At 31.5% G+C, this 16,120-nt stretch carries 13 protein-coding genes and 1 pseudogene; 9 read left to right on the top strand and 5 right to left on the bottom strand.

What is annotated here, in order from left to right:
* The first annotated feature begins 22 nt into the window (after positions 1-22).
* Complete coding sequence (locus IMX26_RS09970; RefSeq protein ID WP_195158245.1) at positions 23-1,474, top strand: nicotinate phosphoribosyltransferase; 1,452 nt, start codon at positions 23-25, stop codon at positions 1,472-1,474.
* A gap of 61 nt (positions 1,475-1,535) precedes the next feature.
* Here the strand turns inward: IMX26_RS09970 and IMX26_RS09965 are convergent, their stop codons facing one another.
* Complete coding sequence (locus tag IMX26_RS09965; RefSeq protein ID WP_195158244.1) at positions 1,536-2,774, bottom strand: leucine-rich repeat domain-containing protein; 1,239 nt, start codon at positions 2,772-2,774, stop codon at positions 1,536-1,538.
* A gap of 40 nt (positions 2,775-2,814) precedes the next feature.
* Complete coding sequence (locus IMX26_RS09960; RefSeq protein ID WP_195158243.1) at positions 2,815-4,056, bottom strand: leucine-rich repeat domain-containing protein; 1,242 nt, start codon at positions 4,054-4,056, stop codon at positions 2,815-2,817.
* Between the two features lie 138 nt (positions 4,057-4,194).
* Between IMX26_RS09960 and IMX26_RS09955 the strand changes: the two genes are divergently transcribed.
* Positions 4,195-5,040: a hypothetical protein gene (locus tag IMX26_RS09955; protein WP_195158242.1), complete on the top strand. Its 846-nt coding sequence runs from the start codon at positions 4,195-4,197 to the stop codon at positions 5,038-5,040.
* A gap of 62 nt (positions 5,041-5,102) precedes the next feature.
* On the opposite strand, the gene IMX26_RS09950 is transcribed toward IMX26_RS09955, so the two are convergent.
* Positions 5,103-6,782 (bottom strand): gamma-glutamyltransferase, encoded by a 1,680-nt coding sequence (locus IMX26_RS09950; protein ID WP_195158241.1) that lies wholly within the window; start codon positions 6,780-6,782, stop codon positions 5,103-5,105.
* 149 nt (positions 6,783-6,931) lie between these two features.
* Here IMX26_RS09950 and dusB point away from each other — a divergent pair, with 149 nt between their 5' ends.
* From dusB to IMX26_RS09920, 6 genes and pseudogenes are all read left to right on the top strand, one after another.
* Entirely contained in the window at positions 6,932-7,933 is a 1,002-nt protein-coding gene (gene dusB / locus IMX26_RS09945) for a tRNA dihydrouridine synthase DusB (protein ID WP_195158240.1), read from the top strand.
* A gap of 100 nt (positions 7,934-8,033) precedes the next feature.
* Positions 8,034-8,855 (top strand): hypothetical protein, encoded by an 822-nt coding sequence (locus tag IMX26_RS09940; RefSeq protein ID WP_195158239.1) that lies wholly within the window; start codon positions 8,034-8,036, stop codon positions 8,853-8,855.
* A 219-nt stretch (positions 8,856-9,074) separates the two neighbouring features.
* Entirely contained in the window at positions 9,075-9,545 is a 471-nt protein-coding gene (gene greA, locus IMX26_RS09935) for a transcription elongation factor GreA (RefSeq protein ID WP_195158238.1), read from the top strand.
* A gap of 12 nt (positions 9,546-9,557) precedes the next feature.
* Positions 9,558-11,053 (top strand): annotated as a pseudogene (gene lysS / locus IMX26_RS09930) (lysine--tRNA ligase).
* A gap of 121 nt (positions 11,054-11,174) precedes the next feature.
* The gene (locus IMX26_RS09925) at positions 11,175-11,366 is read left to right on the top strand and encodes a hypothetical protein (RefSeq protein ID WP_195158237.1); all 192 of its coding nucleotides are present in this window, start codon (positions 11,175-11,177) and stop codon (positions 11,364-11,366) included.
* 28 nt (positions 11,367-11,394) lie between these two features.
* Positions 11,395-12,420 carry a tetratricopeptide repeat protein gene (locus tag IMX26_RS09920; protein ID WP_195158236.1) on the top strand — a complete coding sequence of 342 codons (1,026 nt, stop codon included), beginning with the start codon at positions 11,395-11,397 and terminating at the stop codon, positions 12,418-12,420.
* Positions 12,421-12,496: 76 nt separating this feature from the next.
* On the opposite strand, the gene IMX26_RS09915 is transcribed toward IMX26_RS09920, so the two are convergent.
* Positions 12,497-12,919, bottom strand: a complete 423-nt coding sequence (locus IMX26_RS09915) for a hypothetical protein (RefSeq protein WP_207729275.1) — start codon at positions 12,917-12,919, stop codon at positions 12,497-12,499.
* Positions 12,920-13,109: 190 nt separating this feature from the next.
* Positions 13,110-14,771, bottom strand: coding sequence for a ribonuclease J (locus IMX26_RS09910; protein WP_195158234.1), 1,662 nt, complete (start codon positions 14,769-14,771; stop codon positions 13,110-13,112).
* 281 nt (positions 14,772-15,052) lie between these two features.
* Here IMX26_RS09910 and IMX26_RS09905 point away from each other — a divergent pair, with 281 nt between their 5' ends.
* On the top strand, positions 15,053-15,775 hold the full coding sequence (locus IMX26_RS09905) for a creatininase family protein (protein ID WP_195158233.1): 723 nt from the start codon (positions 15,053-15,055) through the stop codon (positions 15,773-15,775).
* The last annotated feature ends 345 nt before the right edge of the window (positions 15,776-16,120 follow it).

Genomic DNA, 16,120 nt, shown 5'->3' with positions numbered 1-16,120 from the left:
AGATAGAAATGGGGACAAAATTATGGACAAAAAAAAGTTATCTTTATTATTAGATTTTTATGAGTTAACCATGGCAAATGGTTACTTAAAAAATGGTTATAAAGATAAGGTTGTTTACTTTGATATGTTTTTCCGCAAGGTGCCCGATGGTGGAGGATTTGCAATATTAGCTGGCATTGCTCAGGTTTTACAATACCTAAGTAATTTAAGATTTTCTATTGAGGATATTAATTATTTAGAGAAAAAAAATATTTTTAGCCCAGATTTTATTGAGTATTTACGTAACTTTAAGTTTACTTGTGATGTATGGGCAATTAAAGAGGGAACCCCTATATTTCCAAACGAGCCTTTAGTAACTGTAAGGGGTCCAATTATGCAAGCCCAATTAATCGAAACTATGATTTTATTATCTGTAAATCACCAAAGTTTAATTACTACAAAAGCAAACAGAATTGTAAGAGCAGCCAAAAAACGTACTGTAGTAGAGTTTGGTTCACGTCGAGCTCAGGGTTATGATGGGGCTATTTATGGTGCTAGAGCTGCCTATATTGGTGGCTGCAGTGGTACTTCTTGTACTGTTGCTGAAAAAGAGTTTGGAGTACCTGCATCAGGAACTATGGCTCATAGTTGGATTCAAGCTTTTCCAAATGAGTATGAGGCATTTAAAGCCTATGCTCAAACCTACCCCAATAACTGTACATTATTAATAGATACCTATAGTGTTTTAAACTCTGGCTTACCCAATGCTATTAAAGTATTTAAAGAGGTATTATTACCTTTAGGTATAAAACCAAAAGGGGTAAGGTTAGATAGTGGAGATTTAACCTATTTATCTAAAAAAGTAAGAGAGATTTTAGACCAAGAAGGATTTAAAGATTGTGCAATTGTTGCCTCTAATTCTTTAGATGAATATGTAATCAAAGATTTATTAATACAGGGTGCTAAAATTGATATGTTTGGGGTAGGTGAACGCCTAATTACCTCAAAATCTGAGCCTGTATTTGGGGGAGTTTATAAGCTAGCTGCCGTAGAAGAAAATGGCGTAATTGACCCTCGTATTAAGTTAAGTGAAAATGTGCAAAAAATAAATAACCCTGGCTTTAAGCAGGTTTGGAGACTATATAATAAAAGAAATGGCAAAGCAATTGCCGATGTTATAACTATGCATGATGAGGTCATTGATGATAACAAGCCTTACGAAATTTTTCACCCTCAGCATACCTGGAAACGCAAAGTAGTTAAAAACTTTGTAGCAAAAAAACTACTAGTAAAAGTATTTGAGCAAGGCATACAAGTTTATAAAAGTCCAAGCACCAAAGAAATCCGTGATTATTGCCTAGAGCAAATGAATACCCTGTGGGAAGAAGTAAAGCGTTTTGAGAATCCCCATAAATACTATGTAGATTTATCTCAAAAACTTTGGGACATGAAACATGATTTATTAGCTAAGTTGTCGAGTAAAAAAATAGATTAATAAAACCTTAACTAATCAAAAGAGCAGATTCTTTGTTAAAAGAATCTGCTCTTTATATATTTTATTTTAACCCTAAAAGGTATTTAAAATCATTAAAATTGCTATCTCCATTTAGCTCTAACTCTGTAATGTTTTTTAAACCTTTTAACACCTTTAAATTGCTTATATTCTTCCTTGTTAAGCTTAGCCTTTTAAGTTTAGGTAATTGACTTAATATAGCTATATCTTCTACGTTAGTATCCTCTAAATAAAGAGCTTCTAAATTAGTTAAATTGGTCAAAAAACTAAGGTCTTTTACTGCTGTTTTGTTTAAAGATAGCTCTTTTAAGCTAGTTAAATCGCTTAAAACATTAAAATTAGTTATGGGGGTATCATCTAGGTCTAAATAATTAAGTTTTTTTAAATCCTTAAGGCAGTTTATATCTGTTACTTCTGTGCCTGCTAAAGTAAGTCTTTCTAAAGTTGTTAACTTTGCTAATGGTTTTAGGTCGTTAACATTTGTATAACTTAAAACTAATAGCTCAAGCTTATTTAGGCTTGCTAAAGCTTCAATGTCATTTATATCATTAATATAGAGCCTTAATTCTCTTAGATTGTGTAGGTTTTGTACAGGTGTTATATCTGTAAACTTATTTTCACCCAAATCTAAATTCTCTAGGTTTTTCAACTCACCGATAAGTGTAAGGTCAGTTATATCACTATGTTCTAACCAGAGATGCTTTAAGTTTGTTAAATATTGAATACCATCTATATTTTCTATTCCTTCAAAAGGGTAATCTATTTTTTCAACCCTTTTTAAGTCCTCAAAACTTAAATCCTGTTTATAATTCTTTAGCGAAAATCTAATAACATCTTCTAATCTTGAATCAGAGAATTGATAACCACCTATTTTTTCAGTCATATCTCTGTTTTGCTTATCTATAACTAATGTCATGGGTTTGCTTAGCTTATTTAAGGCAGTGTAATCTATAATATTGTTTCCGTATAAAAAAATCTTATCTAATTTAGATAGGCTACTTAAATAACTAATGTCGGTTATATTGTTAAATCTTAAATCAAGTATTTCAAGGTTTTTTAAACGTTCAATACCCTTAATGCTATTTATGTTTTTATTGTCAAAATATAACTGAGTTATTTTTAAAAAATCTTCTTCTAAAAGCTTTTCATTTGGTTTACCCAGTTTTTTTCGTATTAATTGCTCAAAGTTTTCATCGTCAAAAAATGAGGGTTTAGCTGAATTACAGGCTGCTAAGCTAACAAGCAATATTATAAATAAAAATATAATAAGAGTTTTTTTCATTAATAATCCTCCTATGTATGTTTGAGCTATGTGAGGTAGCTTATTTCAACCCTAAGAGGTATTTAAAATCATTAAAATTGCTATCTCCATTTAGCTCTAACTCTGTAATGTTTTTTAAACCTTTTAACACCTTTAAATTGCTTATATTCTTTCTTGTTAAGCTTAGCCTTTTAAGTTTAGGTAATTGACTTAATATAGCTATATCTTCTACGTTAGTATCCTCTAAATAAAGAGCTTCTAAATTAGTTAAACTGGTCAAAAAACTAAGGTCTTTTACGGCTGTTTTGTTTAAAGAAAGCTCTTTTAAGCTAGTTAAGGTACTTAAACCGCTAAAATCTGTTATTAGTGTACCGTCTAGGTCTAAATATTTTAGTTTTCTTAAATCCTTAAGGCAGTTTATATCTGTTACTTCAGTACCTACTAAGGTAAGTGTTTCTAAAGCTGTTAAGTTTGCTAATGGCTTTAGGTCGCTCACATTTGTATAACTTAAAACTAAAAGCTTAAGCTTTTTAAGGGTTGATATAGCACTAATATCACTTATGTTGTTAATATAGAGCCTTAATTCTGTTAGGTTTTTCAAATTTTGTAAGGGCATTATATTTGTAAATTTACTCTCACCCAAGTCTAAATACTCTAGGTTCTTTAATTCTCCAATATGATTTAGTTCAGTTATATCACTGTATTCAAGACTAAGATACTTTAGGTTTGTTAGATACTGAATACCGTCTAGGTTTGCTATGCTTGAGTATTGTATATCTATTTTTTCAACCATCTTTAAGTCATCAAAAGTAAGCTTTTGACTATGTGGTATGTTTATTGAAGTTTTAATAGCCTCTTCTAAGGCAGAATCAGAAAACTGATAGCCACCTATTTCTTCAGATATAGCTCTATTTTTTTTATCGATAACTAAGATTATAAGCTTGTTCAAATTATTTAAAGGACTGTAATCCGTAATATTGTTACCATGTAATTTTAATCGGTCTAATTTATTTAAATTTCTTAAGAAGCTAATATCTGCAACATTATTATTACTCAAATCCAAAACTTCTAAATTTTTAAATAGTTCAATACCCTTTATGCTATTTATGTTTTTATTGTCTAAATATAATTGAGTTATTTTTAAAAAATCTTCTTCTAAAATTTCTTCAGTAGGCTTTCCTAATTTTTTTCGGATTAACATCTCAAAGTTTTCATCGTCAAAAAATGAGGGTTTGGCTGAATTACAGGCAGTTAAATTAATTAGAAGTGTTATAAATAAGAATATAATAAGAGTTTTTTTCATTAATAATCCTCCTATGTAGTTTGTTGACAAAAAAACGTTGTAACTATAATATAAATATAATACCATATATTATAAATTTAGTATACATGTGTGAATATCAAGAAATATAGGGTAATTAAAAATGGGGGATTATATTTTATGAAGAGGTTTTTTATTTTGATAGTGTTATTGTTTACAGTGCTATTGTGTCCTATTGCAAATGCTAATCAACATATTGATCAAACATTATTTTTAACTGATTTTAATAAATCAGCAAACTCAGATATTAAATATTGGGCTCAAAATTTTGATACGTCATATGGTAAAGTTGGTGTTGAATGGTCTGAAAATAACATAATAGATGAGTCCAAATTAATCAAAGATTATGGATGTGGTTTGGCAAGTGCTGCGATGGTGCTATACCCACAGAAAGGAGAGATCTTTGATAAAAGATTAGGGGTTACTGCTAGTGTTGTAGCAGATCCATACTCAATGTATGTTGCAAATGGAAATAGTACATATGTAAATTGGAGTTTTAAAAATTATGAAGATAAGTGGTTAAGAATAGATTTGGAGGGAATGTCTGAAGGTTTGAAAGCTAATGTAATAGCATATTATATTGAGAAAGGCCACAATCCAATTGGCTATTGGAATTATTATTGTAACTATGATAAAAAGCAAAGAATGCATTTTATTGTTTTTTTATCTCATAGAATTGATGTTAATCCACTTCCTCCGAATTTTTTGAGTTTAATACCTAAAAGTGCTTTTTCTATTGAAAATTCATCTGATTGCATAATGGATCAAATCAATATTTCTCCATATAATTATGAAACCAGAGGAATTATTGCACCAGTTCCAGATGGAACGTATGCAGATAAGTTTAAGATTCATGATCCTTATAATCTCTCTGATAGAGGTGGTCCAGACATATATTTTAAAGATAATGTTCATCATGCCATTTTTGATAGATTAAAATCAATAAGAATTCTTATTAAAGAATAAAACTATATCAAACCCCACTTAACCATAATTAAGTGGGGTAAATTATATGTTTTATTTACTTTTTACTTCAATCCATCTGCCACACCACATCTACGTGGGTCAACGGTTGTACATAGTTTACCATCTTTATCAAGATAACAGCATTGGAATGAACCCATGTGCCAGTCCCAAACGCTATTTAGGCGTACATTAACACCCATAGAGTAAAGCTTACTAATTACCTCATCTTTAATTCTATTTTCTATTACGAGGCTATTATCGTCGAATAAGGAATACATTCTAGGGGCACTTATTGCCTCATAAGGTTCCATGCCAAAGAATATTAAGTTACATAAAGCCTGGGCTTGAGTATGTGGTGGCGAACCAGGTGTACCTAGCTGTAAAATGGGTTTACCATCTTTTAATACCATAGTATTGCCCATAATTAAACGCTGACGAGCGTTTTTAACTAGTTTAATATCCATCATTTTAAAGCTATTGGTAGATGAATGGTTGCCTATCATGGGCACCCCACCAATAACCATTCCTGGAATACCTCCACCCTGGAGGGTATTCATCATTTGCACCCAATTACCGTTTTCATCAACTATACTAAGCTCACAGCTACCCGATTTTTCATTGTTTTTTAACTGATAATTAGGCAAACCAGCGGCATTAGCCATGCTACCTTTAGCAGTTAATTTCATATGCTCTGTTAAATCTATTTTAGGCATATTTGATTTTATAAGTTTGGCAATATACTCATGGTAAGTTGCATCGGTAAATACTGAACGGTCTGTATCGGCCACTACAGGGTCACTTATATATCCTGTCATAAGATTAGCAATTCTTAAGGTATGTGCCATAAAGTACAGGTGTTCTGCTGAGTAGGGTTCATACTCACTAATATTTAACTTATCTAAGACCCCAAGCACAAAGGCTATTTGTAAACCCTGTTGTTGAGGTGGAGCTAAAGCAACTATTTCGTAGTCTTTAATTTTAAATCTAATTGGTTCTATCCAACGTGGTTCATTTTTTTGCATATCTTCTAAATTAATTTTCCAGCCTAGCTCATTGGCTTTAGCTACAAACTCCTTAGCCCAATCACCTTTTATCATGTAATCTGGTCCTTCGGCAGCTACCTTTTTTAGGGTTTTTGCCAATTCAGGTTTTTTAAACTTTTCACCAACACGTGGAAAATAGCCGTTTTGATAAAAGTGATTACGACCCTCTTCAAAGTAGTTAAACATCATACGAGCAGGTAAGGTTGCCTCTAATTCAAACTGCGAAACATGATTACCTTCTTCTGCCCAATAAATAGCCTCTTCGCAAAGTTTACTCCAAGGCATAGAGCCAAACTTTTCATGGACAGCTTTTAATCCCTTCATAAAGCCTGGTATACAGGAATGAACTGGACCAGCAGCATAACCAGCCTGTTGATTAGGTATTGGCCTATGCAATGGCAAGTTTTCTGGATAAGTTCCAGCACTATCTAGCTGATAGTATTTACCAGTTTTGGATTCATAGTATAAAAAGGTTACTGCTCCGGCATGGTTTGTCATAAACGGTTCAATTGTTGCTTGTAATAAACAACCTGCAATTGCAGCGTCTACAGCATTTCCTCCTGCCTTTAATATATTTAATAACGAGTAAGTAACAACAGCATTGTCAGTACTAACAGCAGATTTAACATTTTTAACAGTTTGTTTAGGTCCTGGTTGCCATTTTAGCTCTGATAAATTTATCTCTCTTGGATTTAACATTTTTAAGCCTCCCCTAAATTAAAATTACTTCAATAATCTAAAAGTTCTGTACTCTAATTCATTATCCTTCTTTATTATTAATTATAATTACACAGTAATTGTGGTATTATATGTGGTGTATTAATTGAATTAAAATAGTGAGGATAAGTATGAAGCAAAAAGTATCATTAAGCATAAAACATATCATAGAGAAAAGTAGGGTAATGTTAGCACCTATGGCAGGCACTACTGATTTTAGTTATCGAGAATTAGTGCGAGAGATGAGTGAAGGTTTAATCTTTACGGAAATGATTAGTGCTAAAGCCCTTGTTTATGGTGACAAAAAAACCAGATCCCTTTTACGCTTTAATAATAATCAGCGACCAATAGGGGTTCAATTATTTGGATCAGAGCCAGATTTTATGGCTAAAGCCACTAAAATTGTAGCTGACGAGTTAAATCCCGACGTTATTGATATAAATATGGGCTGCCCAGTTCCTAAAATAGTTAATAATGGTGAAGGCAGTGCTTTAATGCGTAAGCCAACATTAGCTGCTGAAATAGTATCAGCCATGAGTGAAGCAGTTAGGATTCCTATAACTGTAAAAATGAGAGCAGGATTTAATCATAGAGAATTAAATGCTGCTTTATTAGCCCAAAAAGTAGTAAAAGCTGGAGCTAAAATGATAAGTGTTCATGGCCGAACAAGAGAGCAGTATTATAATGGTAAAGCTGATTGGAGTATTATAAAGCAAGTAAAAGAGGCAGTAAATGTACCTGTAGTGGGAAATGGAGATATATTTACACCCTATGATGCAGTTAACATGTTTAATGAAACTAATTGTGATGCTGTTATGATTGCCAGAGGAGCTCAGGGTAACCCTTGGCTATTTTCACAAGTAGAAAGCTACTTAAAAACAGGGAAATTTCACGAGCCTAGTACTCTCGATAAATTAACTATCATGAAAAAACATTTAAAATTAGCTGTTGAAGATAAAGGTGAGTATACAGCAGTTAGAGAAATGAGAAGTCATTTAGCTTGGTATGTTAAGGGAATGCCTCATTCGGCTTCATTTCGACAACGTTTGTTTCAAGAAACATGTTATGATGAAGTGTGCAAAATGTTAGATAATTTTGTTTTGAACTTTGTCCCTGATAATATCAATAATTAATTTAGGTAATATAACATAGTATTTACTAAGCAGTCAGTAGTTAAGGTAGCTTATTTATTAATTTAAGGTGTTTTAATACTTGAATTAGGGGGTAAATACTATGAGGATATATCTACAACTTAAAACATGGCAGGATGTAGAACAGTATTATCCAGTCCTAAAATATTTTCCAAATAAGATAAAAAAATTTGTCGCCAATAGGTGGCTAAAGCCTCTTAATATACCCTGGCAGAATGGCCCTAAGCTATTTGTATTACCAATTTGCAGAGACAGTAAATTTAAATATAATTTTAAAGATTGTATTGTTTTACCGCAAGATGAGGCAAATAGTGAAAATAGCTTGATTACAACACTTTTAATTGATATACTACCTCAGTTAGCTAAACAGACAAATTTACAATTTAAACAAGATGTATTATTAGTTAATGGTTTAGAGAGTGTGGCCGATGTTAGGTATTTAAAAAGGTTAGTTAAACCATGGAGATATATTATTATTAATGGTGATAATAAATTAAAGATTAAGTGGTGGCAACAGTTTTGCATTAGAGAGACAGGACAGGTACTGCTTGAAAACAATAATGATTATATTGCTTGTATATGTAGCAAAGAGTTTATGCCCCAGCTTAAGCAAGAATTAGCGCCAAAGTTAATAGTAGTAAGTGAAAAAAATGTTGTGGTAAAAATGAACAACATAGCAAGTGAGTTTAGGCTCAAGATTAACAAGAATTTTCCCAGTATTTTATATAAGCAGTATGGGGAGTACTTACCAACAGTACTGGTAAACGAGTGGTTAAAAGAGTTGGGTATTTACCACCAAAGCTTATCTAGTTGGTATGAGATTATTCGGTTACAGTTAGGTACTGTAGTGGTCACAAAGTGGGTAAATGACTTAGTTTTAATTGAAATTGTTAAAACAGATTAAAAAACATAAATAAATCCAATTAAGCAATTACTTAAAAGTATTTTGCAGGAATAAATATTAGTGTTTTTTTGTTATGATATTTACTAAGCTGCTTTTGTTGACTTTACAGTAATTGACAAGTATAATCCACATTAAGCCGAATAGTTTAAATTGGTTATAACAACAGTAATAATTACATTTTTTTGTTGTTAATTTTAATAATTTGGAGGGTGTTAATATATGAGCACCAAAGCAGTTTTATTAACCATTGAGGGTAAAGAAGCGTTAGAACAAGAATTAAAGAATTTAAAGTCAGTAAAACGTCAAGAAATTTCTGCTCGAATAAAGGAAGCCATTTCATTAGGTGACTTAAGTGAAAACTCAGAATACAATGAAGCAAAACTAGAGCAAGCAGCCTGTGAAATGCGTATTTCAGAATTAGAAGAAACATTAACCAGAGTTGAAATCATTCAAATGAATGAGAATAAAGATGTAGTGTCTTTAGGTACAAGAATTGTATTAAGAGATATAGAGTATAATGAAGATGAGGAGTATATAATTGTTGGATCAGCTGAAGCTAATCCACGTAAAGGTAGAATTTCAAACGAATCACCTGTTGGTCAAGCTGTAATAGGCAAGAAAAAAGGTGATATTATTGAAGTTAGTGTACCTGTAGGTACTATTAAATACGAAATAGTCGACATTAAATAGAAAAGTGGGGGAATCACCTTGCAGCAAGAAAATATTCAAAGTCAAAATGAATTATTACAAGTAAGAAGAGACAAGCTTAATAAGCTAAAAGAGATGGGATTTGACCCATTTGGTGAAACCAATGCTAAGTATGAGGTTGCAAATTCAGCAGCAGAAATTAATGATAATTTTGAGCAATATGAGGGCAAAGAAGTTTCTGTAGCTGGTAGATTAATGACAATGCGAGGTCAGGGTAAAGCTGGCTTCGCTAATATACAAGACTTAACCGGTAAAATTCAAATTTATGTGCGTAAAGATGTTGTTGGAGAAGAGCAGTTTGCCATTTTTAAACTGCTTGATATTGGTGACATAATAGGTGTTATTGGGGAAGTTTTTAAAACAAAAAAGGTGAAATTAGTTTAAGAGTAAAACAATTAACCCTTTTAACTAAGTCATTAAGACCATTGCCTGATAAATGGCATGGTTTAAAAGATGTAGATACTCGATATCGTAAACGTTACATTGACTTAATAACTAACCAAGATGTAATGAATACCTTTATAGCGCGTAGTAAAATTATTCAGGAAATTCGTAATTATTTAAATGAGCGTGGCTTTTTAGAAGTTGAAACACCATCTATGCATGCACATGCAACTGGTGCAACTGCTCGTCCATTTATTACTCACCATAATACTTTAGATATGCAAATGGTATTACGAGTTGAAACAGAGCTTTATTTAAAGCGATTAATTGTCGGTGGAATGGAAAAGGTTTATGAAATTGGTCGTATCTTTAGAAACGAAGGTATTTCTACCCGTCATAATCCTGAGTTTACAAGTATTGAACTCTATTGGGCATACCATGACTATCATGATATTATGAAGTTAACAGAAGATATGGTTGTTCATGTAGCTCAAAAAGTAAGTGGCTCAAGTAAACTAATGTGTGAAGGCAAAGAGTTAGATTTTACTGCTCCCTGGAATAGAATGACTATGGTAGAGGCTGTTAAAAAGTATGCTAACATAGACTTTAATTCTTTTAGTACTGATCAAGAAGCACGTGATGCAGCTAAATCTGTAAACGTTGTTATAAAAGATAATATGACATGGGGACAAGTATTAAATACAGTTTTTGAAGAAAAATGCGAAGAGCATTTAATTCAACCCGTATTTATTTATGATTATCCTGTAGAGGTTTCACCATTAGCAAAAAGAAAACTAAACGATAGTCGCTTAACAGCTAGATTTGAGGCATTTGCCAATGGACGTGAGTTGGGTAATGCATTTTCTGAGTTAAACGACCCCGATGATCAAAGACAAAGATTCATTGATCAGTTAAAAGAGCGTGAGCAAGAAGATAGACCAGAAAAACATGTGTTAGATACTGATTATGTAGAGGCGCTTGAAATAGGCTTGCCTCCAACTGGTGGTTTAGGAATTGGTATAGATAGATTAATAATGTTATTAACAGATTCTGCTTCTATAAGAGATGTTATTTTATTCCCTACTATGCGTCCACGTGAAGAGTAAATAAGTAATAAGTTTATACTATGTTTTAACAAAAATAAGAGTAAATTATTATGGGGCTCTCATAACAAGTGCCCCTATAATTTATTATATATTAAATAATTATAAAAAAGGGAGTTAGGATATGGTTAGTATATTGGCATTTTTGATTGGTGCTGTTATTATTTATGGTGTAACTGCAAAACCATCGTTTTTATGGAATAATTATAAAGTTGTAAGACTTAGAAAAACTGTTGGTGATAGTGCAGCGCAAAAAATACATATTGTAATAGGTGTTATATTTATTGTTATTGGAATTGTTAAGTTGTTTAGTTAAAGTGTTATTTAAGTTGGGAGTATAGCTTATGTTATTAGGAGTTTTTTTAGTTTTAGTAGGTTTATTTTGTTGGTTTGCAGCCCTAACTAAAGTAAGTTTTTTTTGGGAGTCTCGTAAAGCTAAAAATCTAAGAAAAATTATTGGTGATGCGGGAGCAAGAATTTTGTATTTGGTTTTAGGTTTAGTAATAATTGGTAGTGGAATCTTTTTAGGTGGTATGAAAGTTTATGAGTCTCGTGCTGACAAGCTTTATGATCAGGGAAGTTACCAAGAGGGATTAGATATCTATTATAAACTTCATAGTTACTTAAAAGATGATATTAATTATATGAACGGGATAGCTTTTGGAAATTTTATGTTAGAAAACTATGAAGAATCACAGAAATATGCAGAATTATCTGTTTCTAAAAATAAAAAAGAAAATCAAGATGCTAATGTTTTGTTAGCTTGGTCTTTGGCTCGTCAAAATAAGCTTGATGAGGCGATAGCTGCTTTAAAGCATTATTTACAAGAGCAGCCAGAGTCTGGATTTATTTATTCAGAGTTAGGCAACCTTTATTATATCAATAATCAGCTTGAAGAGTCTGCTGATAATTATAAAAAAGCAATTGAGTTTGATGCTGATAATGGTAAAAATTATTTAAATCTTGCTGAGGTTTATTATAAAGACAAAAAATATCAAGAAGAAATTGCTGTTTATAATAAAATGATAGAAAATAGTATTGAGGTTATTAATGTAGAGCATGATGATACCTACAAAACAGTTTATTATAATATAGGGGTTTCCTACTATAAGATTGAAAATTATGAAAAATCAGAAGAGAGCTTTAGTAAATCTTTAGAATTAGATAATGGTAATGCAGATTGTTGGTATTTTTTAGCTAGTAGTCAGGCAGTATTAAAGAAGAAACCGGCTGAGGTTTTAAAGTCTTTAGAAGAATGTTTTAAGTTGAATAAAGAGTATGTAGAAGTAGTAAAAACAGATGCAGACTTTTCAACTATGTTACAATACCCACAAATAATAGCCTTAATTGAGGAATATTCCAAAAAATAAATTTTCTATATAAAAGAGAATTATAGAGGGTGAAACACATAAAACTTGTGATTCACCTTCTTTTTTATATAAAATCTTATAGCTTACGTTTTAAAAGTTTTTTTGCTCTATCACTTTTACTAAGATAATTCATATTAACTAACATGTAATAAATGGTTGGTATTAAACCACCCTTGACAATTGGCTCTAAAATTGCATATTTATAACCCCAAAAATTATTATAAGCTATCAAAACACCCCATAAAACACACAATACAAATAAAAATCCTATAGATCCAATTATTCTATCGTGTAAGTAGGTTAAAGGATTTGAGTAATTAAACAATGGAAGTTTAAAAATATACTTACCTATAAAATCTCCTATAAAAAATATAGCAAATACTTGAAAAAGACAGTTTAAAATATAGGGTACTTTAATAACATTAGAAAATAGTAAAAAGACTAATTGACTACAAATAACTAAAATTACAAATAAAATACATGGTTTTGCTTTCATCAATTACACGCTCCAAACTTAATTTTATTAAGAATTTTATAACTGCTTACTAAAACAATATTCCTGTTATTAATATATTCAATTTAAATCGAATATATTATTCTATTAATATAATAATATTTATTTACGTCATAGTCAAATAAATATTAAAGTAAAAAATGGGCTTTCACTGTAGTGAAAGCCCATTTAAAAGTTATATTTCCATAATTATTGGTAAAATCATTGGTCTTCTTCCTGTTTGCTCATATAAATAGTTTTGTAATACCTGTCTCATTCTATTTTTTAGTGGCGCCCAATCAGTTATGCCCGAGGCTAGCTGATCTTCCAGAGCTAGACGCACCTTATGAGCTGCCTCATCAAGTAAATCTTCTGATTCTTTAACATATACAAACCCACGAGTAACTATTGTTGGACCACTTAAAATTTGTCGAGATTGTTTATTAATTGCAACTACAGATGTTAGTACTCCATATTGAGCTAACATATGGCGATCTCTTAATACAACTTTACCAACATCCCCAATGCCTCTTCCATCTATTAAAATTCTACCTGATTCAACAGTATCTGATACTAATGCTTCTTTTTCGTTCATTACTAATACATCGCCATTATTGAGCATAAAAATATTATTTGGATCAATACCTAAACTAGTTGCAATTAGTCTATAGGCATTTTTATGCTGATATTCGCCATGAAACGGTATTACATACTTGGGCTTTACCAAGTGTAACATCATTTTTAGCTCCTCAGCACTGGCGTGACCAGATACATGTACCTGAGCATCTCTTGTAGTAATAACGGTGGCTCCATTATATGTTAAAGCATTAATGATTCTATTAACTAGTTTTTCGTTGCCTGGAATAGGGCTGCTTGACATAATTACTGTGTCGTGAGTTCCAATTTTTATTTGAGCATGTCTATTAAAGGCCATTCTAGTAAGTGCCGCTAAAGGCTCACCTTGACTACCTGTTGAAATGATTAGTATTTTTTCTGGTGGATATAAATCTGTATCCTCAGTTTCAATATAGGTATTAGGGGGAATATCTAAGTAGCCTAATTCGTTTGATATCCTTACATTATTAACCATGCTTCTGCCAATAACAGCAACTTTACGATCGTGTTTATGAGCTAGTTGAAATATTTGCTGTATTCTATGAATATTAGAAGCAAAGGTAGCCATTATTATTCTATTTGTAGTATTTCTAATAATATTATCAAGAACATCACCCACTACTTTTTCGGATGGAGTATAACCAGAATGAATAGCGTTTGTTACATCACAAAACAAGGCCAATACTCCTGTGTCTCCATAGTCTGCTAGTCGATGATAGTCTGTAACATTGCCGTCTACAGGGGTTTGATCAAATTTAAAGTCACCTGTGTGTAGAATAATACCAGCAGGGGTATTTATGGCTAAGGCAGCACCATCTGGAATACTGTGATTAACACGAATAAACTCAATTGCAAAAGATCCTGCTCCAATAACATCGCCAATTTCAACAACATTTAAGGTATAGTTTGTAATATCGTAATCCTTTAGCTTACATTCAACTAAACCTAGGGTCAGTTTTGTTCCATAAACAGGAACATTAATTTCTTGTAATAAATAAGAAATAGCTCCTATATGATCTTCATGTCCATGGGTTAAAAATATGGCTTTCACTAAATTACGATTTTCTATTAAATACGTCATGTCGGGAATAACATAGTCTATTCCTAATAATTCATCGTCAGGAAACATGATACCCGCATCGATAACGATAATATCATCTTGATATCGAAGGGCATACATATTTTTTCCTATTTCATTTACTCCACCTAATGGAATAAATAAAATGTTATTTTTACTATTCATATATTTTCTCCTAATTCTTGTTAGGGTTGCTCTTTCTTCTTTAGCATAACCCTATTTCTAACTATTGATTAAAAAATTTAAAAGATATATTTTGGTAGACAAAAAATTGTCCATATCAAAAAAGCCGGTAAGTACTGCTTACCGGAAAATGAAATATAACCCGTATCCTTTAATACATTGCATACAGTATATCATAAGCAAGTATCTACGTACAGTACGAAGGAATTTACCACTTTGGCTAGAAGTATAGCTACTAAATTATATGAATAGGAGGCAATACAATGTTCTTATCAACTTTAAATATGCATAAATTTATTAAATTTCAAGAAACGGTCAATACCGTTATAATACCTATTGGTACCTTTGAGGCTCATGGACCACATTGTCCGTTAGGAACTGATTTTATAATACCTAATAAATTAGTTGAAAATATCAACAATGAATTAGATGATAAAATTTTTGTAGCACCTACAGTTAATTATGGTAGCTCTTGGGGTTTAGGTGTTTTTCCTGGTACTGTTAATATAAGTAATGAAACAATGGCTTGTTATATAGAGGAAATAGGAAATGGATTTTTAACATGGGGAATCGATAATATTGTACTATTAAACGGGCACGGTGGTAATGGTCCTGCATTAAGGATAGCTGCTCAACATATGGCAGACCATGGTGCAAACGTGCTTGTTGTTAATTGGTGGTCTGATTATATGTCGGATATATTAGAGATATGTGAAAGCCGTGGACATGCAGGTGAGGATGAGACATCTGTAATGTTAGCAATTACCCCAGAGTTTGTTGACATGCAATATGCGCCAACAAACAAAAATGAAACAATTGGTAAAATATACACTGCTGACTTGGCTTATAAAAGTATGGAGAATGCAATAACGGGGGATGCAACTAAAGCCAGTGCTGAAAAGGGACAAAAAATACTAGCTGTGGTAACTAAAAATATAATTGATTTATTACAAAGCTTTATGATAGGTAAATTTTTTAAAGAATAATTGTAAATTTTACAACTAAATTAAAATAACAAAAAAAGTAAAAATAAGTCGAACAAAATGTTAAGTGCCTAGGTCTAAGGGTTGCTTAACATTTTTTTTGATTGTTTTTGAGTTTATATATTAAAATTTGATAACAAAGCCTAAATTTTACTTGCTAAATTTGCTTTAAACCATTAAATTATAAGTAGACATATTTTGATAAAATATTACTAGATGTTCTATATTTCGCTAAGCAAATAATAAGCAAGTCAATTTAAGCTTTGATTTGTTTATTTGTGGTTTATCAATAACTGTTTTGTAAATTTTATTTTGCTTATTAAGAATAATGTTATCAACTAAGATTTA

The organism is Clostridium sp. 'deep sea' (genome assembly GCF_014931565.1).
Taxonomy (GTDB): domain Bacteria; phylum Bacillota; class UBA994; order PWPR01; family PWPR01.
This window is presented reverse-complemented; position numbering and strand designations above follow the sequence as displayed.